This is a genomic window from Dehalococcoides mccartyi CG5 (assembly GCF_000830885.1).
Taxonomy (GTDB): domain Bacteria; phylum Chloroflexota; class Dehalococcoidia; order Dehalococcoidales; family Dehalococcoidaceae; genus Dehalococcoides; species Dehalococcoides mccartyi_B.
In genome coordinates this window covers 412,181-432,566 of the sequence record NZ_CP006951.1, presented here as the reverse complement: position 1 = coordinate 432,566, position 20,386 = coordinate 412,181, and the positions used below count along the sequence as shown (strand labels likewise).

The following is a 20,386-nucleotide window of genomic DNA, read 5'->3' as shown; positions in this document are numbered from 1 at the left end:
CTGCTCAAACATATAATATCATTCAGTGAAAGCCTAGAGTTTATCCCAATACCTTTAGAAAAACCGAAAAGACAGATTTAAATGACCAAACCCCATGACTTTAAGACCAAAGCCATAATAGTCCGTAAAACAAAATGCGGTGAAGCTGACCGTATTTTAAGCTTGCTTACTCCGGATCTGGGGTTGATACAGGGCTTTGCCAAGAGCGTCAGAAAGACCAAGAGCAAACTTTCAGGCCATCTGGAGCTTTTATGCTACTCAGAGGTATCGCTTGCCAGAGGCAAAGCTATAGATACGATAACCGGCAGCCAGACTATCCAGAGTTTTCTTAATATCCGCAACAGCCTTCAACTATCCGCCATGGCTTTTTATGCCTGTGAGCTGGCTTACCATTTCTCGCCGGAGGAAGCTGCCAACCCTGCCATGTTTCAGCTCTTGCTCTCCACTCTGGAGGAACTGGATAATGGCTCTCAGCCTGAATTGTGTTTAAAATATTTTGAAATAAACCTTCTGGCAAGTAGTGGCTACAAACCGGAACTCCGCGAATGTGCCAATTGCCATAAAAAACTGCAGGCGACCATAAATTACTACAGCCCGGAAAGCGGCGGGGTAATTTGCCCGAACTGCCGAAACACCCAAATCGGTATGCCTGTTTCGGTAAATACGGTGAAAGTATTGCGTTATATACAGGAAAACAGCTTCTCCAGTATCTGCCGCCTGAAGATTAACCGGGAGATATTGTCGGAACTGGAGCTAGCAATACGTGCCAATATCCGCTTTGTGTTGGAAAAAGAGCCCAAAGCCCTTCTCTGGCTGGATAGCCTCCGCTTGGCTGATTTATGAGAATAAAAGATAACTAATCCCGGCTAATAAACTTTTCTTCGCGTGATTCACCAGCTTGAATATCTTTTGCTTCAAACTGTTTTCCGTATTTATTATTTCTCAAACTATATATACCCAAAGCTATCAATACAACAATTAAAACCGCCTGCACTATACCTACGATAATAGGGACGATAGACTCTGATACATCCATACGTTTTTCTATCCATTTTGTATTATTTGTGACATTTTTCCAGAACGCCAGCAATTATAGCACTTTTATATCACATTTCAAATATTATCCGGTCTATATGTATACTGCCTGCCTCTTTTATACCTTAAGCAGTTTTAACTCACCAATCAAACCAGAGGGTCTATCTTTGCCTTAGCCGCAGTGATAGCATATAATAGCTTTGAAAATCCCAGATGCAAGAGAGTAGTCTATGCCGGAAGAATATTTAAACGCTCAAAAGATGGAAAAACTTGAACGGATAAAGAGCCGGGGTATCAACCCTTATCCGTCCACTTTTCATCCCAGCCATACCAGCGCACAGGCAGTTGCTTTGCTGGTTGAGATTGAAACACAGGAAAATCATCTGAAGGAAGTCCTTAAGCTTGCCGGACGGATAATGAACCGCCGTGATATGGGCAAGATTTCCTTTATGGATATACGTGACGGCAGTGGTAAAATGCAGATTTTTTTCCGTCAGAATGACCTTGACGAAGCCAGTATAGAACTGCTTAAAGACTTGGATTTGGGTGATTTTATCGGGGTAGAGGGTAGCCTGATGCGTACCCGCACTGGTGAGCCCAGTCTGGCTGCTACCAAAGTAAGTATGCTTTCAAAATCACTCCTGCCTCTGCCTGAGAAATGGCACGGCCTGCAGGATGTGGAGAAACGCTACCGCCAGCGTTACCTTGACCTGATTTCCAACGCAGATGCCCGCCAGACCTTCCTGACCCGCAGCCGGGTTATCAGTGTTATACGTGCCTTTATGAATGCTAAAGGGTTTCTGGAAGTAGAAACACCTGTTCTTCAGCCTGAGGCAGGCGGGGCACTTGCACGCCCGTTTATTACCCATCATCAGGCTTTGAACTGTGATTTTTATATGCGAATAGCTCTGGAACTGCACCTGAAAAGGCTGATAGTGGGCGGTTTTGACAGGGTGTATGAAATTGGGCGTATTTTCCGTAACGAAGGCATCTCCACCAGGCATAACCCCGAATTTACCATGATGGAAAGCTACCAGGCTTACGCTAACTATAAAGACGTTATGGATTTTCTTGAGGAAATGGTTTCAAGCGTGGTCAAAGAGATTAGCGGTGGATACACCCTGCCGTTTGGAGATATTACCCTGGACTTTACTCCCCCGTGGCCCCGCCTGACCATGCGTGATGCTGTAAAACAATATGCCGGCATAGACTTTTTTGATTTCCCCACCAAAGAAACACTGGCAGCAGAAATGACCCGCCGCAAACTCAAAGTAGACCCCGCCAAAGACTGGGGGAAACTGGTAGATGAGCTGGTAGGTGAATTTGTAGAACCCCACCTTGTTCAACCCACTTTCCTTACTGACCACCCTGTGGCCATGTCTCCCCTTGCCAAACAGAAACCGGAAGACCCCCGCCTGACAGAGCGGTTTGAGGCCATCTGCGCAAATATGGAAATAGCCAACGCTTTTTCCGAACTGAATGACCCGGTAGAGCAAAGGGCACGTTTTAAAGAACAGCTTGAAAAACGCAGTCAGCTACGCACGGACGAATCTGAAAGCGTGGATGAAGACTTTTTGGCCGCTCTGGCATACGGTATGCCGCCCACCGGCGGTCTGGGTGTGGGTATTGACCGTCTGGTGATGCTCTTTACCAACCATGACTCTATCCGCGAGGTTATTCTATTTCCTGCCCTGAAGGACCGGGAAGACACTAAAACACAGGAATAATTTAGATTACTCTGGCAGAAGGAGAACTTTCATGCTTGATTTGAAATTTATAAGAGAAAATCCTGAACTGGTACGCAAGGCAGTGGCAGACCGGAATACCGATGCCCCCATTGCTGAAATACTGGAACTGGATAACAGCCGCCGTAACCTCACTCAGGAATTGGATAACCTTCGTGCCAAACGTAAAATAATGGCCAAACAGAGGGATGAGACCGCCATTGAAGAGGGGCGGGTTTTACGCGGGCAGATAAGTACACTTGAGTCCGAACTTTCACAGGTAGATGAAAAGCTGACTGACCGATTGCTCAGAGTACCCAATATTCCTGACCCGTCTGTGCCTGTTGGCAAAGATGAAAGCGAAAATGTAGTCCTTTATTACAGGGGAGAAAAACGCAATTTCAGTTTCACTCCCAAACCTCATTGGGAACTGGGTGAAGCCCTGGATATTATAGACTTTGACCGGGGTATCAAACTTTCGGGTTCACGTTTCTATATCTTGAAAGGCGCGGGTGCCCGCCTTCAAAGAGCCCTTATTGCCTTTATGTTAGACCTGCATACCCGAAAACACGATTATACCGAGATCTACCCCCCCTATATGATAAAAAGAGAGTGTCTGGTAGCTTCGGGCAACCTGCCCAAATTTGCTGACAATCTCTATCATGACGCAGAGGAAGACTACTGGTGGGTGCCTACCGCTGAAGCCCCCTTAACCAATCTGCACCGTGATGAAATACTCTCCGCAGAGCAGTTGCCCATTCATTATGTAGCCTACACCGCCTGTTTCCGCCGTGAGAAAATGTCCGCCGGCAAGGATGTACGCGGCATTAAGCGGCTGCATCAGTTTGACAAGGTTGAACTCTATAAATACTGCAAACCGGAAGATTCTTTTGCCGAACTGGAAAAGATGGTGGCAGATGCGGAAGAAATAGCAGACGCCCTCAAAATACCCTACCGCCTTAAACAGCTGGTCACCGCTGATATAAGCTTCGGTTCAGCCAAGTCTTATGATATTGAAATGTATTCACCCGGAGTTGACGAATGGCTGGAGGTTTCATCCTGTTCCAACTGCACAGACTTTCAGGGCAGGCGGGCTAATGTCCGCTTCCGCCGCACCTCCGAAGCCAAACCCGAATTCGTCCACACCCTGAACGGATCAGGTCTGGCCCTGCCCAGAGTGATGATATCGGTTATAGAAAACTATCAGCAACCGGACGGAAGCATTGTAATTCCTGAAGTACTCCGCCCGTTTATGGGAGTGGACGTTATCCGCTAGGAAAGGGCCTTTGTATTGGATATAAAACCCTTTGAACTGGAACGTTACTTTGCTAAGCATGAGTTTTCAGCCAGATATCTTATGTCAAGCTCTGACTGCGAATCTCTGGGACTTGAAGACCTGCTGTCATTGGCAGACGCTGAGTGCCGCAGTCTCTGGCAAAACCTGAAGCTGGGATATACCTATTCAGACGGTTACCCCCTGCTCAGAAAAGAAATAGCCAAACTGTACGAACACATTACCCCGTCTGATATCCTGACTACCGTGCCCGAAGAAGGCATATTTATAGCTTTGAACTGCCTGTTGGAAAAGGGTGACCATGTTATCTGCACCTTTCCCGGTTACCAGTCACTATACCAGCTGGCAGAAAGCCTTGGCTGTGAAGTCAGTTACTGGAAACCTGAAGAGGAAAACGGCTGGCGGTTTAACCCCGAGTTCCTTAGCCGAAATATCCGCCCCAACACCCGCCTGATAATAACCAATTTCCCCCATAACCCCACCGGGGCAATGCCTGACACCAGAGATTACGCCCTAATAACAGAAATAATATGCCAACATAATTTATGGCACTTTTCAGACGAAATGTACCGCTTGCTGGAGTACTCACCTCAAAACCGCCTCCCGGCCGCCTGTGACAAATCTGGCATGTCTGTAAGTCTGGGCGGTCTTTCCAAATCATTCGGTCTGCCGGGACTGCGAAGCGGATGGCTTGCCTGCCGGGATAAAGACATGTTATCAAAAATGGCCGGTTTCAAAGACTATACTACCATCTGCGGCAGTGCCACAGCTGAAATATTGTCTATAATCGCCCTGCGCAATAAAGATACCATCGTATCTGCCCAGCTGGGAAGACTAAATCAAAATCTGAAACTTCTTGAAGGTTTTATGGGCAGACACAAGCAGGATTTCAGCTGGGTAAAGCCCAAAGCCGGTTCTGTCTGCTTTCCCCGCCTGAATAAAATCACCCCCTGCATGGACTTTTGCCAGCAGGTTTTAGAAAAAACAGGCATCATGATTTTGCCGTCAGAGGTTTACAATTACGGCCAAAATCACTTCCGCATTGGATTCGGACGGGCAAATTTCCCTGAAGTACTAGAGATATTTGAAAACTTTATAACAGCATACCCTGCCCGTTCAAAAGGTCTGCCCGAAATGTGATTGCCATAATTTTCATACCCAGCCAAGAATAATGGACTGGCTTTTGGGGCAATCCTTCAAGTGCGATAGATGCGGATACAAATTCAGAAAAGTAGCTACAACCCAAATAAACGGTTTCCAAAAAGTTTCCGTTCATAAAACTCACCAGTCAAAGAAACATTAAACCAGACCCGATTCAGGCTTGCCCGCCTGCCCGTACCGCAGATATAAAAACGCGGTAAAACAAACCCCGAATTTGGAAGGTAAAACCCGAAACGTGAAAAGCAGATACCCGGCACTCCAATTGGTAATAAAAGTTATAAAAATACTGGCTATACTCATCACTTTGGCAGGCATTATTGCTTCAACCACTATCATGGCAGGCGACGGTCTCATCCATATTGATAGCGCAACGGCTTTTTCAGTTTTCGCCGGTATGTTGGGTATTCTGGCTTCGTTATTACAGGGTATTCTCATTTATGCTACCGCAGAGCTTTTACAGTGTTTTATAGATATTGAACGAAATACCCGGAAAACTACCCATCTTTTAAATACCAGATAAAAGACATTTTTATCCAGTTCGTCAAAACTGGTATCCATTTAGACAGGTTTAAGCACTCAGCTTTGACGCAGGATTTGCCAGCAGGTATAATATGCCCGCAACTTGTTCAAATGATAAACAAAATGGTTAGCAGCGTGGTTAGCAGAAATTTAACAAATGCCCTTTTAAAAAATTCCGTTAGCAAATGGTTAGCAAATCACAGTTATGTTAACTCGTTAAGTCAGCCTAAAACACTCATTTTAGCTTCTTTTTAAGGTCATGGAGGGGTGTCCGAGCGGTCTATGGTGACGGTCTTGAAAACCGTTGTTCCTGAAAGGGAACCGTGGGTTCGAATCCCACCCCCTCCGCCATTTATTCCAAAAGTAAACCCTGACCGGGATTTTTACCTCCCGAATCAGGGTTTTTTATTTAAGCACACCCGCACCCAAACAGCCGAATGGGCTTACGCCCCTTCAGACCGCTTTTCAGACTACTTTAGTGAGCTTCAAGGGTAACTTCCGTAAGTATGGGGATACCCATTGCATTCAGCTTGTAGCCCTTTACATAGGGTTTGACTAACACGTAGTTCTTGCCAAACCAAAAGCTCAGGCAAGCAGCATCATTTATCAGTATTTGTTCTGCCTGAGCATAAAGCTGCATACTTTCTTCCGTATCCAGAGTGGCAGCCGCCTGCACAAGCAGTGCGTCTACCTCAGGGTTAGAGTAATCTCCGCTGTTGTAAGATGAAGTGGTCTCAAAAAGCACTGACAGAAAATCCTGCGGGTGGGGGTAATCTGCCACCCAGCCGGAATAGTAGAGGTTGTCTTTTTCAGTCTGAAGGTCATAAAGGAAACGTTCCATATCAATCTGGCGTACCACCACTTCTACCCCCAGATTTTGCCTCCACTGGTCAATCACCGCTTCCAGTTCCACCGGAAGCAACCCTCCCCAGCCTGAGGCTGTCAGGGTAATAGTGGGCAGATTTTCCACACTGCCATAGGAAGACTCCGCAATAAGTTCACGGGCACGTTCCGGATTATACTCAAGCCCAGACAGGTCAGGATTGTAACCGGGCATACCCGGCGGCAAAATGCCTTCAGCCACGCTGACACTTCCCTTGTAGCTTAGCTCTATAATACGGGCTTTGTCTACCGCCATGCTGAAAGCCTGACGAATCTTGGGGTCGTCAAAGGGGGCTTTACTGGTAACATAGGCAAAATAGTAAAAACTAAGTTGAGGCACTACCTGCAAATCAGCTGAAAAAACCCCGTCAGGGTCAGTGGCTTTGGCCAGATAATCAGCACTTACACCTGCCACATCTATCCCGCCCACTTCATATAAATCCATGGGTTGGCCGGACTGGAGACGGAAAATAACACTGGAAATCTTGGCCGGGGTATCATAATAGTCAGGGTTGCTGTTTAGCATAATATAATTCCCCTGGGTAAGTTCCGGGAGCATAAACGGACCGGTACCTACCGGTTTTTTCCACCAGTCACTACCTTGGGATACATTATCCTTGTCCACCACGAAAGCAGTTACATATGAAATTTTTGAGAGGAAAAAACTGCAGGGGGATACCAGTTTTACTTTTAAAGTCAGGTCATCTACCACGGTCACACCCGAAATGGAGTTTGCCTGTCCCTGCACCATTTCGGTTACGCCCTGAATATCCCCAAGAAAGGTCAGCACCGTATTAGAGGCAGTGGCCGGGCTGGCTGCCCTCTCCCAAGAGTATTTAAAATCTGCAGCAGTCAAGACACGGCCGTTATGAAATTTCACATTTGGTTTTAAATAAAATGTATAGGTAAGCCCATCAGGGCTTACTTCCCAACTCTGTGCAATATCCGCAACAGGAGTAAGATCATCACCCATTTTCAACAACCCGCTGAATATCTGATAAATATAGGTAACCGAACCGCTGTCACTTACCTTGGCAGGGTCAAGGGTATATGGTTCCTGCCCCACCAGTGTAAGGACGTTGTTACCTGTGGGCATAGTGTTATCTTCCGGTGCATAGCCACAGCCGCTTAGAAGCAAACTGAAACTGAGACAGACCGAAAGGATTATAAGCAGTATTTTTTTCATCATTATAAAAGCCCCTGTCTTTTTAAACTGGTAAAGCTTTGTCCCCCTATAATTATATGGTCAAGTACCTCTATCCCCATTATGCCTCCGGCTTCTCTCAGCCGGGCAGATAACCCGATATCATCATGGGAGGGTTCGGTATCTCCGGAGGGATGGTTGTGCGCCAATATTACAGATGCGGCACTGGCAGAAAGTGCTTCTTTAAAAACCTCACGGGGATGCACCACACTTTCTTCCAGACTGCCTACGGATATATGTCCTACCCGAATAAGCCGGCTTTTTACATCCAGCATCAGGCAGAAAAAATATTCTTTTTTTTCGTCACATACCAGAGGATATATTAGCTGAAACACATCTTCAGGGGTTTTGATACAGGGCTGGTATTCGCCTTTAATCCCGCCTGCCCGCTTGGCTAGTTCAAAAGCGGCTTTCAGCTGGCAGGCCTTGGCCAGACCGATACCTTTTAATTTTGAAAGTTCCTCAACACTGGCACAAGCAATACCTGAAGGCCCGCCAAAATGCGCAATCAAACGCTGGGCACTCTGCAAAACAGGTTCACCTGCCACTCCACGCCCTAAAATAACCGCCAGAAGTTCTGCCGAAGAAAGTGCCCCCGCCCCTAGGCTCTGAAGCCTTTCTCTGGGCCTTTCGGCAAGCGGCAAATCACGTATGCTAGGTACGGGAGACAACCCTGTTACTCCATAACCAGAAAGCGGTTATAATACTGCCCCCTGCCACCAGCGTCAGAAGCACCGCCAGCCCGGGAGTCAGAATGATAGACCTTGGCGGTTGAATTTCGATAGCACCGTTTTTCAAAGTGGCCTGCCACAGGGTATTTAAGCCTTGTATATCAAAACCGTAAACAGCCAGCAAAGCTTCGTCATAACCGGCACTCTGATGAAAGGTTTCCAGCAAAGCCGAAAATTTCTCCGGGCCGTAATAGGTGATGAGATAATTTACCAGGGTAAAACTTTCGGCATAAGACAAATAAGCATCTGCTGAATTGGCTGAAAAAGGGCTGCACAGGCTTTTGACTGAAATAAGTTTATCCTGACCAATGGCCCAGACAAGATAATTGACATATACTGCTTCCAGATTACCCTCGGCATACATAGAAATGCCTTCGTTCAGCCATACAGGCAAATCACAGTAAGGGTTAGAAGTCATCTGGCTGGTTACCTGATGCGCCAGCTCATGGGTGATAGCCCGTTTGCCCCAGTCAACATCATATGGTGCTATGCCTATAGCAATCACATTGAAAGCAGGATAGGCCACGCCGCCGGTCCATTCAGAGGGGAATACCATGGCACTCTGGAGGTCGGCGGAGTTTGCGTAAATATACAGTGTAACCTTATCCTGCAGTTCAGCACCGGTATCTGCCGCCAAACGCAAAAGTGCTGCCTGGGCTGATTCCATAAGTTCATCCGCAAAAGATTGTTCCCCATTGTACCAGTACAGCTCCAGCATACCCTCCGAAATACTCTGCCAGTCAAAACGGGCATCTTCATACACAACTGTCTGGCTGGGGCTGGTAAGGATATTTCCAGCTTCATCTGTTATCCGGTACCAGTAGTTAACACGGGCACCCGGCGGCATACCGCCGGTATAGCGCATATCCCATGAATATGATGCATTTACGGTAGTGTCAGGGGTAAAATTTAAGACAAACTCACTATATACCTCTGAAAAAGTTTTGCGGTCAACGGTATAATACAGCCGTATATCGGTAATATTGCTAATGCTGCTGGCAGTTAGACTGAATCCAATATTGCTGGGGAAGGTAATATTTACGCTGCTTTTATCTATAGTAATGGGACTTTGGGCAGTTAGCGTGGACGGAACCAAGCCTCCAAGCAGTATTCCCAGCATAAGCCCCAGTGCCAGTAACTGTTTTTTCATTATTCCCTTCCTATATTCTGCCGAAGGTAGGCGCTTATAAAGCCGTCCAGTTCACCTTCCAGCACAGCTTCGGCATTACCCACTTCATAATCTGTGCGGTGGTCTTTAACCATTTTGTAGGGGTGAAGGACGTAACTGCGTATCTGGCTACCCCATTCGGCAGAAATGCGTTCACCCTTAAGCTTGGCGCGCTCTTCCGCCCGTTTGGCAATCTCCACTGCCAGCAGTTTGGAGGCCAGTATCCTCATGGCAATTTCACGATTCTGGTGCTGGCTGCGCTCTGTCTGGCTGGCAACCACAATACCCGAAGGTATGTGAGTAACCCGTACTGCCGTTGAAACCTTCTGAACGTTTTGCCCCCCCGGACCGCTGGAACGGAACATATCAATTTTTATATCTTCCGGTTTTATATCAATATCTACACTGTCTTCAGCTTCAGGCATAATCTCTACCAGCGCAAATGAAGTATGGCGGGCATGGTCGGCATCAAAGGGAGAAAGCCTTATCAGGCGGTGCACCCCATGTTCACTTTTCAGAAAACCGTAAGCGTATTCACCCTCTATCTGCAAAGTGGCGCTCTTTATGCCGGCCTCTTCACCGAGGCTCTGGTCAAGTATTTCCATACCAAAACCCTTCTTTTCAGCCCAACGCATAAACATACGTAGCAGCATACCTGCCCAATCCTGAGATTCCACCCCGCCCGCTCCGGCATGCACCGTAAGCAGGGCGTTTCGGTTGTCATACTGGCCGGAAAAAGCCAAGCCTACTTCCAGACTATCCAGCTCAGCAGTTAAACCACTGATTTCATGTTCTATCTCATTACTCAACGACGGGTCTTCACGGGACAATACCGCAAGTTCGGTCAGGTCGTTTATACGCCGTTCCAAACCCCGCCAAAGCTCTGAAGTACGTTTGTTGGCGGCCAGTTTTTTCATAGCCTTTTGGGCATTTTGCTGATCTTGCCAAAAATCAGGGTTGCTGGAGGCAGTTTCAAGTTCAGTTATTTCCAGTTCTTTAGCAGAAACGTCAAAGTCGCACCATGTCAGAAAAAATGCGGCCCTTAAGTTCACTCAATATATCTTGCATAATACCTCTTTTAATATAACGCTTGAAAACGGGTGTGGTTAGCCTGTACGCTCAAATCCGTATGATATAGAATACCATTTATAGCCGGATATGATAATACCGGATATATTTTAAATCAGCTGGGCAGCCGCCAAATGAGCATGGCGGAGGGGTTCAGGCAAACGGTACCCCCGGCAACAATCTGCAACCCGGCTGCAAGCTTCTTCAAGGCAAATTTTGTGCCCTACTGATATGAACAAAGGGTTTACCCCCCTGCGGGTACGCAGCACCCGTCCTACCAGCTGGCTGTTATGATACAAGTCGGAGTAACTTCCAGCCTCATCAGCCAGAGGTGCATACTCGCCGACCAGACGGCTCTTGGCGCAACCGATTACCGGTTTATTTAAAAAAAGCCCCAGATGCGAAGCAATGCCAAGCCGTCTGGGATGAGCCAGCCCCTGCCCGTCCATAAGAATAAAGTCGGGCATGCTTTCCAGACCCTCAAAAGCGGAAAGTAAAAGTGGCATTTCTCTGAATGACAATAAACCGGGTATATAAGGAATATGGCAATCCCCTTCGGAGCGGCTCACCTCCACCAGATTCATATCCGGATAGCTCAGCACCACTACTGCCGCCCTGCCCATACCTGAAGTGCGACTGTGCCAGACATCTGCCCCGGCAACCAAGCTTATGCTAGAAAGAGTGCCGCAAGCAGACACTTTTTGGGCAAGTTCACGCTGAAGAAGTATTGCCTCGGTGGGTGTCATATCCCAATTATGAAGCTTTTTAATTTTCACATTCATATTATATCTAATATTTTTAGATAACTACAGAGATAATTTGTATATATTTATCCCCCCTTGGGGTTAGACAGCCCCAAAGGCATATTTGACAGCTTGGCTACGATAAGTCATAATACCAGCAAAAAAGGTAAGCGGTAAACAATCATGTTGAAAATCAGACTCACTCGTATCGGAGCCCCCAAGAAGCCTTGCTACCGGATAATCGTCACTGAGGCCCGTTCGCCGCGTGATGCCACTTATACGGACCTTGTCGGCACCTACAACCCCATGACTAATCCTGAAACTGTAATCATAAACGCAGAAAAAGTCCTCTACTGGATTGGCAAAGGTGCTCAACCTACGGATACGGTTGCCCGTCTTTTAAAGAAGGCCGGCATCGTTAATTCTAACTAAACAGAAGGAGATCCCATGAAAGAACTTGTCGAGTACATCGCCAAATCGCTAGCTGACGAGCCAAATGATGTAGTAGTGACAGAGGAACCTGAAGAAGAAGGCATCAAACTTACTCTTAAGGTAGCCGATGTAGATAAGGGCAGGATTATCGGCAAGCAGGGCAGGATTGCTCAGGCAATGCGCACTCTCATTCGGGTCAAGGCTGCCAAGGCCGGCAAACGCGCCCGTCTTGAAATTCTTTAGTTAAATAACAGAACCAGGCCTATTTAAGGTCAACCCCTCCCGGCCTTGCGCCGCGGTTCGGGTTGACCTTATTAATATGTGAAGGAAATGACTCAAGAAGAATATATTTTAATAGGTAAAGTGCTGGGAGTATGGGGAATAAGTGGCGGCCTCAAGATTGGGGTGCTGACGGATTTCCCCGAACGCTTTGATGCCGGGAATGAACTGCTGGTAGGACGCAAGCTGTATACCATCAGCCAGACTAACTGGCAAAAAGCCCAGGTTATTGTTCATTTGAGCGGAATAGACGATATTGATACCGCTCTGGAACTCAAGGACGCTCTGGTGGAAATACCTGCCTCCGCTTTGAAGGAACTGCCTGAGGGCGTTTACTATGACTTTCAGTTGATAGGGCTGGAAGTGGTGGATCTGTCAGGAGTTAAGATTGGGCAGATAAAAGAAATACTGCATATGCCCTCTAACGATATATACGTAAGCAGTTACGGTGTTAAAGAAGCCTTGATACCAGCAATCAAGGACGTAGTAAAAGAAATAAACCTGAAAACCGGTAAAATAATTATTGACCCCATTCCCGGTTTACTTGATTAGCTTTTAGTTTTATCATCCCAAACAAAAAGCCCCTTGTTCAGAGGGGCTTTTATCATTTATGAGTGTTATATGAACTAGACTTGAGGGTGTTTCCGCCGTTTCTCGGCCACCTTCAGACGAACCATCGCCCGTCTGAGTGAAGCCTCTGTTTCGGCAGCCAGCATACCGGGCACATATTTGTCAGCCATACTGGCCTCAGCCCTTTTCTTAGCTTCGATAGCCCGGGCAATGTCAATCTCCTCAGCCCTTTCGGCACTATCTGCCAGTACAACTACTCTGTCAGGACGTACCTCAAGGAAACCGCCGGAAACTACCAGAGAATATTCCTCTGTGCCTATTTTGGCCTTGAGTTCCCCCGCCTGCAAAGCTGTCATCAGCGGGGCATGATGGGGTAGTATGGCCATTTCACCCTCAATACCGGGGGCAACCACCACATCTACCTCTTCGGAAAAAACCGAACGTTCCGCAGTTACTATGTCCAGCTTTAATTTAGCCAATTTTTTACCTGCCAGTAATAATACTTAGACCGCGCTTAGCTTTTTGGCTTCAGCTACGGCGTCATCAATAGTGCCTACCATATAAAAGGCCTGTTCAGGCAAACTGTCATGTTTACCCTCAAGGATTTCTTTGAACCCGCGAATAGTTTCGGTCAAAGATACATACTGGCCGGGACGACCGGTAAATACCTCTGAAACGAACATGGGCTGGGTCAGGAAACGCTGAATACGGCGGGCACGGGCAACAGTCAACTTGTCTTCTTCTGAAAGTTCTTCCATACCCAAAATCGCAATAACATCCTGCAAGTCCTTGTAGCGCTGGAGAACTTTCTGGACATCACGGGCTACTTTATAATGTTCCTCACCCACTACCTGAGGATCAAGTATGCGGGAATTGGAGGCCAGCGGGTCTACCGCAGGATAGAGAGCCTGCTCAGCCAGCGAACGCTCAAGGGCAATCATAGCATCCAGATGACCAAAGGTGGCGACCACACCGGGGTCGGTATAGTCATCAGCCGGCACATATACAGCTTGGAATGAAGTGATTGAACCCTGCTTGGTGGAAGCAATGCGCTCCTGCAAAGCTCCCATTTCAGTGGCCAAGGTGGGCTGATAACCTACAGCTGAGGGCATGCGCCCCAGAAGGGCGGATACTTCCATACCAGCCAGAGTGTAACGATAAATATTGTCAATAAACAGGAGCACGTCCTGTCTTTCTTCATCACGGAAATATTCAGCCATGGTCAGACCGGTAAGGGCAATGCGCAGACGAACAGCGGGAAGCTCATTCATCTGGCCGAATACCATGGTAGTCTTGGGAAGCACGCCGGAATCTTCCATTTCATGCCAGAGGTCATTACCTTCGCGGGAACGTTCACCTACACCGGCAAAAACAGAAAACCCTTCATGCTCGGTAGCAATATTCCGGATAAGTTCCTGAATAAGAACTGTCTTGCCTACGCCTGCACCGCCCAAAGCGCCAATCTTGCCGCCACGGGCAAAGGGGGCGATAAGGTCGATTACTTTGATACCGGTTTCCAGTACCTGAGCGGAAGATTCCAGCTCATCCATACCGGGAGCCAGGCGGTGAATTGGCATAGTCTTTTCAGATTTTACATCACCCCTGTTATCCAGAGCTTCACCCAACACGTTAAAGATGCGTCCCAAAGTACCCCGGCCTACCGGAACTGAAAGCGGCCTTGTGGTATCTATAACCTCGGCGCCACGCTCCAAACCATCGGTAGGAGTAAAGGAAAGGCACTTTACGCGGTTGTTACCAACGTGTGATTGCACTTCCAGCACCATTTTGCCGTTCTCACGGGGAATTTCCAATGCGTTAAACAGAGCCGGCATGGAATCTGCCGAAAACTCTACGTCAACAACCGAACCAATTACCTGTATAACCTTTCCGTTTGCCATTATATCCTCCTAGAATTAGGCCAGCGCGGCAGCTCCGCCGACGATGTCCAAAAGCTCATTAGTAATAGATTCCTGACGCGCCTTGTTGTAGACCAGTGTAAGTTCGCCGATAAGTTCTTTGGCATTATCGGTAGCATTTCGCATAGCTACCATCCGGGCTGATTGCTCTGAAGCAATGGATTCCAAAATGGCATGATAAACACTCATCTCAACAAAACGGGGTAAAAGTGAATTCAAAACAGCAGCTGATTCCGGCTCATAAATATATTCCAGATTTTGGCCGGGAGGAAACTCAACCGGCACTACCGGCAGCAGCTGCTCAAGCACGGGATTCTGTATAGCGGTGCTTACGAACTGAGTATAGGCGATAAAGACCTGATCAATTTCCCCACTCATGAAGTCATCCATAATAACTCTGGAAATGGGAAGAGTATCCAGATAATCGGGTTTATCGCCCAGATTTATAAATTCTGCCCGCATTTGCTGCCTTATACGGCGGATAAAATCCACCCCTTTACGCCCTACAACTACGGCAGAAACGGGAACCTTTTGCTCCATGATAAAAGTACCAGTCTTGCGGTTAATATTGGCAACCAGACCGCCACACTGACCCCTGTCAGGGGTTATGTGGAGTATGGCTATCTTTTTGACTGGCCTGCGTTCAAGTAGCGGATGCAAAATTTCACCACTTTGGGGCAAAGCCGCCAAAGCCGCTATAACTTCGGTTATCTTTTCACTGTAAGGCCTACCAGCCAGACCGCGTTCCTGGGCCTTCTTCATTTTAGAGGCCGCAATCATTTCCATAGCCCGGGTAATCTTGGCTATGTTACGGACACTGCGGATACGCCTTTTAATTATTCTTAAATTAGCCATTTAACTTCCCGCCAGGTTCGAAATTTATACTACTAAACCCTTCTTGTACTCATCCAAAGCGGTTTTAAGAGTTTTCTCGGTATCGGCAGAGATAACATTTTCCTTGGCAATAGCAGTCAACACCGAAGCAAAATTCGCCTCAAGGAAACGATAAAGCCCGCTTTCATAATCACGCACTTTACCAACTTCAATATTATCAAGATAACCGTTAAGAGTGGCATACAGAATGGCTACCTGTTTAGCCGCAGGCACAGGCTGGTACTGACCCTGTTTGAGAACTTCAGTAACCCGCTGACCACGTTCAAGCTGCATCCGGGTGGATTTATCCAGTTCGGAAGTACCAAACTGGGCAAAAGCGGCCAGTTCACGATACTGACCCATGTCCATTTTCAGCTTGCCGGCAACCTTTTTCATGGCTTTGGTCTGGGCACTTGAACCTACGCGGGATACCGATATACCCACGTTAACCGCAGGGCGGATACCAGCATTAAACATATCAGGCTCAAGGTAGATCTGGCCATCTGTAATGGAAATAACGTTAGTAGGTACATAAGCCGAAACGTCTCCGGCTTGAGTTTCAATAATGGGCAAAGCGGTCAGTGAACCGCCGCCAAGCTTATCATTAAGACGGGCAGCCCTCTCCAGCAAACGACTATGCAGGTAGAACAAATCACCCGGGTAAGCTTCACGTCCAGGGGGGCGACGAAGGAGGAGCGAAAGCTGGCGATAAGCCCACGCATGCTTGGTAAGGTCATCGTAGACCACCAGAGCATCTTTACCCTGTTCCATAAATTCCTCACCGATAGCACAGCCGGCATATGGCGCCAAATACTGCAAAGCTACCGCATCAGAGGAATTTGCCGCTACCACAATAGTATGCTCCATAGCGCCGTACTGCTCAAGTAAAGCCACAATCCGGGCTACTTTTGAGGCTTTCTGGCCGATAGCTACATAAATACAAACCAGATCTCCGCCCTTCTGGTTAATAATGGTATCCAGAGCAATGGCGGTTTTACCGGTTGAACGGTCACCAATAATCAACTCACGCTGACCACGGCCGATGGGTATCATGGCATCAATGGCCTTGATACCGGTCTGAACCGGGGTGTTTACTGACTTACGGTCAACCACGTTGGGGGCGATGCGCTCAAGGGGGCGGGTTGATTCGGCCTTGATAGGCCCTTTACCGTCCAAAGGGCGGCCTAAGGGGTCTACTACGCGGCCAATCATTCCTTTACCAACCGTAATTTCAGAAATCCGGCCGGTAGCCTTTACTTCGTCGCCTTCTTTGATATTGGAATCTTCACCCAGAATAACCGCAGCCACGCTGTCTTCTTCAAGGTTAAGGGCAATGCCCAGAACCCCGCCGGGGAATTCCAGCAGTTCGTTGTACTTGGCGTTGGAAAGACCATGAATACGGGCGATACCATCGCCTACTTCGATAACCGAACCGACGCTGGTCATGCTGACCGGAGCACCGAATTCCTTTATCTGCTCTTTAATGATAGATACTATATCTTGACCACGTGCGCTCAATTACGCCACCTCCTGAGGGTTATCAAATACGTCCCTGACTGATTTCGTTTTGCAGTAAAACCAGCCTCCGGCTGATAGAACCATCTATCAGTTTATCCCCGATTCTGGCTTTCAAACCAGCTATCAATCCGGGATCTGTTGCAGTTAATATGTTTATCTTTTTACCAGTTATTTTGCTTAACTGTTGCCTGATTATTTCAGTATCTGCCTCACTGGCAGGCTTGGCGGTGGTTACGATAGCGTCTTCCACCCCTCTGGCCTCGTTCAGCAATCGGTTGTACTCACCTGAGATAGCCCTCATGATACCTAGCCTGCGGGTAGCTACCAGCATATCCACCAGGTTCAACATCAGCGGATCTATATCACTGAGCTTGGCAAGGACTGCGTGTTTCCGGGCAGAGACAATTTTGGGGTTGCTGAGAAACTCATCAACCGAAGCGTCCTCTGTAAGGCGAGAAAGATTTTGTAAATCCTCCTGCCATTTATCCAGAGACTTCTGCTCCTTTGCCAGTTCGTGTAACGCCTGCGCATAGCGCATGGCTATAGCATAAACTCTTTTGGCCACTGCTTCTCCGTTGCTCTCTTTTAATTCTTCCGCAGGTCGGTGCTATTTTCAAGCACACTGTCAATAAGCGCCTGATGTGCTTTCTTATCCAGAGATTGGTCAATAACCTTGCCGGCCGCCAAAATGGTCAATTCAGCAAATTCCTTGCGTAACTGGTCAACCACTTCATCACGTTCCTGACGTATTTCAGTCCGGGCGCGGCTAAGCATGGCCTCAGCCTCAGCCTTGGCTTCTTCTATGGCCTTCTGGCGAATTTCATCACCGGTCTTTACAGCCCGTTCAATTACCAGCTGGCCCTGCTGACTGGCTTCGCCAATCTTCTTTTTAAACTCTTCTTCCGCTTTTTGAGCCTGTTCCTTTACCTGGTCTGTCCGTTCCATGCTTTCCTTGATACGGGTAGAACGCTCGTCAAGTTTGGCCAGAATGGGCTTATAGGCAAACAGATACAGCAGACCTAAGAGTAAACCGAAGTTTACAATCTGGGCTATGAAAGAAGGTATATTTATTCCCAGTTCTGCCAGTTTTTCCACCGGTTTCCTCCTGTATTATGCCCCTTAGGCAACGAAAATAAGTACGATAGAGATAACCAGCGCAAAGATGGCGATGGACTCAGCGAAAGCCACCAAAAGGATCATGTTGGTGAAGATAGAACCCTTGGCTTCAGGATTGCGGCCGATAGCCTGCAAAGCACCAAAACCCAGAATACCTACACCGATACCGGGGCCAATTGCACCCAGACCCATTGCCAGGCCAGCCGCTAAGAGTTTGATTACATCAGCTTCCACTATTGTTTTTCCTCCCTTGTTCTAATTGCGTAATACTAAATTAATGAGTTTCTTCCCCATGAGGCGTAACCGCTATCAATGAGAAGACCAGAGCCAAGTTACAGAACACCAGCGCCTGTACAAAACCTACCAGCATTTCAAGACCGTAGAACGGTATGCCGATAATAAAAGGCGCAAGGAACGTAATCATAAGTATAAGGATTTCGCCGCCTATCATGTTGCCAAAGAGACGGAAGGTCAGGCTGATGATACGGACAAACTCCAGAAAGAATTCCAGTAAACCCACAAAAATGGAAATAACCCCATTAAATATGCCGATAACCCCTTCTTTATGCCTGAAAGCGTTTATCAGGGGTTTGAAGTTGAAAAATTTGCTGAGGTAGTGAAAACCGCCCAGAGTCTTTATGCCCCAATACTCCACCATGAAAAAGGTGATAGCAGCCAGAGCCAGAGGCAGGTTAATATCGGTATTGGCGCCGCGAAGAAGATGGGCTTCGTGACCGTTGCCCAATTCAATAAATATGGTATTGTAACCGGGCAAAAGATTCATCCATGCGTTTACTATAATAAATAGGAAGATAGTGGCCACCAGAGGGAAAAACTTGCGACCAAATTTCTCACCGGCAGCATCTACACACATATTGTAAATCCAGCTGAGTACCATTTCCAGCGCACCCTGAAGACGTCCGGGAATAAGCTTCATCTTGCGGGTGGCGGCAACACTCAGTCCCACCAATACCAGAATGGTAATCCATGCCGTAAGAATAGTGTTGGTGATTGCCACAGGACCAATACTGAAAAGTTCGGCGGAAGGTAACTCCGGTTTGGGGGTAGTAATTTTCATCCAGTCAGGAAATCCAAGATCACCAAAGAGGGCGATACCTATAGGGCCGGATAAAAACCCGACAACTAAAATTGCCAGTATAACTATCATCACTGGCCAGAAGACTTGTTTGGGCATACCTAAAATCTTTTTCTTTGGCACTGTTAATTCCCTTTACCGTTGTTAGTTATCTTCGGCAGCAACCGATAAACGCCGTAAAAGGCCAGAAAAACTCCGATTAAAAGACCGGCCAGCAAGAACACGGGTTCAAGACCAAGGGCTTGATCCAGCCATCTGCCACCCAGTGTCCCCAGCAATATAACAAGGGCCATATACCAGCCCAAACCAAGATACTGAAGACCTGTACCCCATTTGTTCATTACAGCCTCAAAACGCAAAGTAGCATACCAGAATTAGTTCTTTAGGTCAAGAAAACTGCCCTGTACTAATACTATTCAGGATTTGCGCTTGTCAAAATCTTCAAGGTCCAGGTTATCTACAAAGTCACGGAAGGCTGATAGACGCTTAATCTCTTCGTCACTGGCCTTACGGGTTTTTTCACCTTTGCCGCCGGATGGAGGTTCGGGCAAATCCATTTCGTCCATAGCCCGTTTATCCTGTTCACGGTCCAGCATGATACTGGCTTTTTCCAGTACGCTGTCTGCCGCATATATAGGTACATTTACTCTTACCGCCAGTGCCAGCGCATCTGAAGGGCGGCAATCTATCTCCATTTGTTCACCGTCTACTTCAAGTAATACCTTGGCGTAGAAGGTGTCATTTTTCAGGTCATCTACCACTATAGAGCGCACCTTTGCACCCAGTACATCTATAACTGTACCCAGCAGGTCATGGGTAAGGGGACGGGGGACGGCGACACCCTGGAGTTTTACCGCAATAGCCTCAGCCTCGGCTGTGCCAATCCAAATAGGCAGATAGCGGTCAGCCGTTTTTTCCTTAAGCAGTACCACTCTCTGATAATTCATCAGGCTAACCCTTATACTGTCTATCGTCATTTCTATCATTTTATCTGCCTCCTAAGTTTGCCTGACGGCGTACCATGAATTCTACCCCCAAAGAAAAGGGGTGTCAATTT

The 20,386-nt window shown here is 47.5% G+C and carries 24 protein-coding genes and 1 tRNA gene; 9 read left to right on the top strand and 16 right to left on the bottom strand.

Annotation, left to right across the window (positions count from 1 at the left end; all coding sequences use genetic code 11):
* The first annotated feature begins 81 nt into the window (after positions 1–81).
* A complete protein-coding gene (gene recO / locus X794_RS02235; protein WP_011309092.1) occupies positions 82–843 on the top strand; it encodes a DNA repair protein RecO in 762 nt (253 codons plus the stop codon).
* 13 nt (positions 844–856) lie between these two features.
* Here recO and X794_RS02230 read toward each other — a convergent pair whose 3' ends face one another.
* On the bottom strand, positions 857–1,090 hold the full coding sequence (locus tag X794_RS02230) for a hypothetical protein (protein WP_231097523.1): 234 nt from the start codon (positions 1,088–1,090) through the stop codon (positions 857–859).
* 175 nt (positions 1,091–1,265) lie between these two features.
* Between X794_RS02230 and lysS the strand changes: the two genes are divergently transcribed.
* From lysS to X794_RS02205, 5 genes are all read left to right on the top strand, one after another.
* The gene (gene lysS / locus X794_RS02225; protein ID WP_011309090.1) at positions 1,266–2,762 is read left to right on the top strand and encodes a lysine--tRNA ligase; all 1,497 of its coding nucleotides are present in this window, start codon (positions 1,266–1,268) and stop codon (positions 2,760–2,762) included.
* Between the two features lie 31 nt (positions 2,763–2,793).
* Positions 2,794–4,035, top strand: coding sequence for a serine--tRNA ligase (gene serS / locus X794_RS02220; RefSeq protein ID WP_034376650.1), 1,242 nt, complete (start codon positions 2,794–2,796; stop codon positions 4,033–4,035).
* A gap of 15 nt (positions 4,036–4,050) precedes the next feature.
* Positions 4,051–5,193: an aminotransferase class I/II-fold pyridoxal phosphate-dependent enzyme gene (locus tag X794_RS02215; protein WP_012984243.1), complete on the top strand. Its 1,143-nt coding sequence runs from the start codon at positions 4,051–4,053 to the stop codon at positions 5,191–5,193.
* 256 nt (positions 5,194–5,449) lie between these two features.
* Positions 5,450–5,734, top strand: a complete 285-nt coding sequence (locus tag X794_RS02210) for a hypothetical protein (RefSeq protein ID WP_011309087.1) — start codon at positions 5,450–5,452, stop codon at positions 5,732–5,734.
* 260 nt (positions 5,735–5,994) lie between these two features.
* Positions 5,995–6,084 (top strand) — tRNA-Ser (locus X794_RS02205).
* A 124-nt stretch (positions 6,085–6,208) separates the two neighbouring features.
* On the opposite strand, the gene X794_RS02200 is transcribed toward X794_RS02205, so the two are convergent.
* From X794_RS02200 to nfi, 5 genes are all read right to left on the bottom strand, one after another.
* Positions 6,209–7,804, bottom strand: a complete 1,596-nt coding sequence (locus X794_RS02200) for a peptide ABC transporter substrate-binding protein (RefSeq protein ID WP_034376656.1) — start codon at positions 7,802–7,804, stop codon at positions 6,209–6,211.
* On the bottom strand, positions 7,804–8,490 hold the full coding sequence (gene radC, locus X794_RS02195; protein ID WP_034376658.1) for a RadC family protein: 687 nt from the start codon (positions 8,488–8,490) through the stop codon (positions 7,804–7,806). Before radC ends, X794_RS02200 begins: the two co-directional genes overlap by 1 nt.
* Positions 8,474–9,700, bottom strand: coding sequence for a peptidase MA family metallohydrolase (locus tag X794_RS02190; protein ID WP_011309084.1), 1,227 nt, complete (start codon positions 9,698–9,700; stop codon positions 8,474–8,476). Before X794_RS02190 ends, radC begins: the two co-directional genes overlap by 17 nt.
* A protein-coding gene (gene prfB, locus X794_RS02185) for a peptide chain release factor 2 (RefSeq protein WP_181213663.1) occupies positions 9,700–10,786 on the bottom strand; the annotation gives its coding sequence in 2 pieces (ribosomal slippage) (positions 9,700–10,728 and positions 10,730–10,786; 1,086 coding nt in all). Before prfB ends, X794_RS02190 begins: the two co-directional genes overlap by 1 nt.
* Before the next feature lie 110 nt (positions 10,787–10,896).
* A complete protein-coding gene (gene nfi / locus X794_RS02180) occupies positions 10,897–11,568 on the bottom strand; it encodes a deoxyribonuclease V (protein ID WP_011309082.1) in 672 nt (223 codons plus the stop codon).
* A 144-nt stretch (positions 11,569–11,712) separates the two neighbouring features.
* Between nfi and rpsP the strand changes: the two genes are divergently transcribed.
* The 3 genes from rpsP to rimM all read left to right on the top strand — a co-directional run bounded on the left by rpsP (position 11,713) and on the right by rimM (position 12,792).
* The gene (gene rpsP, locus X794_RS02175) at positions 11,713–11,961 is read left to right on the top strand and encodes a 30S ribosomal protein S16 (protein ID WP_011309081.1); all 249 of its coding nucleotides are present in this window, start codon (positions 11,713–11,715) and stop codon (positions 11,959–11,961) included.
* A 15-nt stretch (positions 11,962–11,976) separates the two neighbouring features.
* Positions 11,977–12,204 carry a KH domain-containing protein gene (locus tag X794_RS02170; RefSeq protein WP_010936343.1) on the top strand — a complete coding sequence of 76 codons (228 nt, stop codon included), beginning with the start codon at positions 11,977–11,979 and terminating at the stop codon, positions 12,202–12,204.
* A gap of 87 nt (positions 12,205–12,291) precedes the next feature.
* Complete coding sequence (gene rimM / locus X794_RS02165) at positions 12,292–12,792, top strand: ribosome maturation factor RimM (protein WP_011309080.1); 501 nt, start codon at positions 12,292–12,294, stop codon at positions 12,790–12,792.
* 74 nt (positions 12,793–12,866) lie between these two features.
* Here the strand turns inward: rimM and X794_RS02160 are convergent, their stop codons facing one another.
* The 10 genes from X794_RS02160 to X794_RS02115 form a co-directional block, all read right to left on the bottom strand.
* A complete protein-coding gene (locus tag X794_RS02160; protein ID WP_011309079.1) occupies positions 12,867–13,289 on the bottom strand; it encodes a F0F1 ATP synthase subunit epsilon in 423 nt (140 codons plus the stop codon).
* A 24-nt stretch (positions 13,290–13,313) separates the two neighbouring features.
* Entirely contained in the window at positions 13,314–14,708 is a 1,395-nt protein-coding gene (atpD, locus tag X794_RS02155) for a F0F1 ATP synthase subunit beta (RefSeq protein WP_011309078.1), read from the bottom strand.
* A 15-nt stretch (positions 14,709–14,723) separates the two neighbouring features.
* Positions 14,724–15,581, bottom strand: a complete 858-nt coding sequence (gene atpG, locus X794_RS02150) for an ATP synthase F1 subunit gamma (protein ID WP_012984237.1) — start codon at positions 15,579–15,581, stop codon at positions 14,724–14,726.
* 24 nt (positions 15,582–15,605) lie between these two features.
* Positions 15,606–17,117: a F0F1 ATP synthase subunit alpha gene (gene atpA / locus X794_RS02145; protein ID WP_011309076.1), complete on the bottom strand. Its 1,512-nt coding sequence runs from the start codon at positions 17,115–17,117 to the stop codon at positions 15,606–15,608.
* A 22-nt stretch (positions 17,118–17,139) separates the two neighbouring features.
* On the bottom strand, positions 17,140–17,682 hold the full coding sequence (gene atpH / locus X794_RS02140) for an ATP synthase F1 subunit delta (protein ID WP_011309075.1): 543 nt from the start codon (positions 17,680–17,682) through the stop codon (positions 17,140–17,142).
* Between the two features lie 20 nt (positions 17,683–17,702).
* The gene (gene atpF / locus X794_RS02135) at positions 17,703–18,212 is read right to left on the bottom strand and encodes a F0F1 ATP synthase subunit B (protein WP_011309074.1); all 510 of its coding nucleotides are present in this window, start codon (positions 18,210–18,212) and stop codon (positions 17,703–17,705) included.
* A gap of 24 nt (positions 18,213–18,236) precedes the next feature.
* A complete protein-coding gene (gene atpE / locus X794_RS02130) occupies positions 18,237–18,467 on the bottom strand; it encodes an ATP synthase F0 subunit C (protein WP_010936335.1) in 231 nt (76 codons plus the stop codon).
* Between the two features lie 40 nt (positions 18,468–18,507).
* Positions 18,508–19,452, bottom strand: a complete 945-nt coding sequence (locus X794_RS02125) for a F0F1 ATP synthase subunit A (RefSeq protein ID WP_011928917.1) — start codon at positions 19,450–19,452, stop codon at positions 18,508–18,510.
* Between the two features lie 2 nt (positions 19,453–19,454).
* Complete coding sequence (locus X794_RS02120) at positions 19,455–19,670, bottom strand: AtpZ/AtpI family protein (RefSeq protein WP_015406977.1); 216 nt, start codon at positions 19,668–19,670, stop codon at positions 19,455–19,457.
* Positions 19,671–19,745: 75 nt separating this feature from the next.
* The gene (locus X794_RS02115; protein WP_011928915.1) at positions 19,746–20,315 is read right to left on the bottom strand and encodes a bifunctional nuclease family protein; all 570 of its coding nucleotides are present in this window, start codon (positions 20,313–20,315) and stop codon (positions 19,746–19,748) included.
* Positions 20,316–20,386 lie beyond the last annotated feature (71 nt).

Coding starts and splice junctions, on each gene's coding strand:
- recO (WP_011309092.1), top strand. CDS start 82: ATGACCAAACCCCATGACTTTAAGACCAAAGCCATAATAGTCCGTAAA.
- lysS (WP_011309090.1), top strand. CDS start 1,266: ATGCCGGAAGAATATTTAAACGCTCAAAAGATGGAAAAACTTGAACGG.
- serS (WP_034376650.1), top strand. CDS start 2,794: ATGCTTGATTTGAAATTTATAAGAGAAAATCCTGAACTGGTACGCAAG.
- X794_RS02200 (WP_034376656.1), bottom strand. CDS start 7,804: ATGATGAAAAAAATACTGCTTATAATCCTTTCGGTCTGTCTCAGTTTC.
- X794_RS02190 (WP_011309084.1), bottom strand. CDS start 9,700: ATGAAAAAACAGTTACTGGCACTGGGGCTTATGCTGGGAATACTGCTT.
- nfi (WP_011309082.1), bottom strand. CDS start 11,568: ATGAATGTGAAAATTAAAAAGCTTCATAATTGGGATATGACACCCACC.
- rpsP (WP_011309081.1), top strand. CDS start 11,713: ATGTTGAAAATCAGACTCACTCGTATCGGAGCCCCCAAGAAGCCTTGC.
- X794_RS02170 (WP_010936343.1), top strand. CDS start 11,977: ATGAAAGAACTTGTCGAGTACATCGCCAAATCGCTAGCTGACGAGCCA.
- rimM (WP_011309080.1), top strand. CDS start 12,292: ATGACTCAAGAAGAATATATTTTAATAGGTAAAGTGCTGGGAGTATGG.
- atpD (WP_011309078.1), bottom strand. CDS start 14,708: ATGGCAAACGGAAAGGTTATACAGGTAATTGGTTCGGTTGTTGACGTA.
- atpG (WP_012984237.1), bottom strand. CDS start 15,581: ATGGCTAATTTAAGAATAATTAAAAGGCGTATCCGCAGTGTCCGTAAC.
- X794_RS02120 (WP_015406977.1), bottom strand. CDS start 19,670: ATGAACAAATGGGGTACAGGTCTTCAGTATCTTGGTTTGGGCTGGTAT.
- X794_RS02115 (WP_011928915.1), bottom strand. CDS start 20,315: ATGATAGAAATGACGATAGACAGTATAAGGGTTAGCCTGATGAATTAT.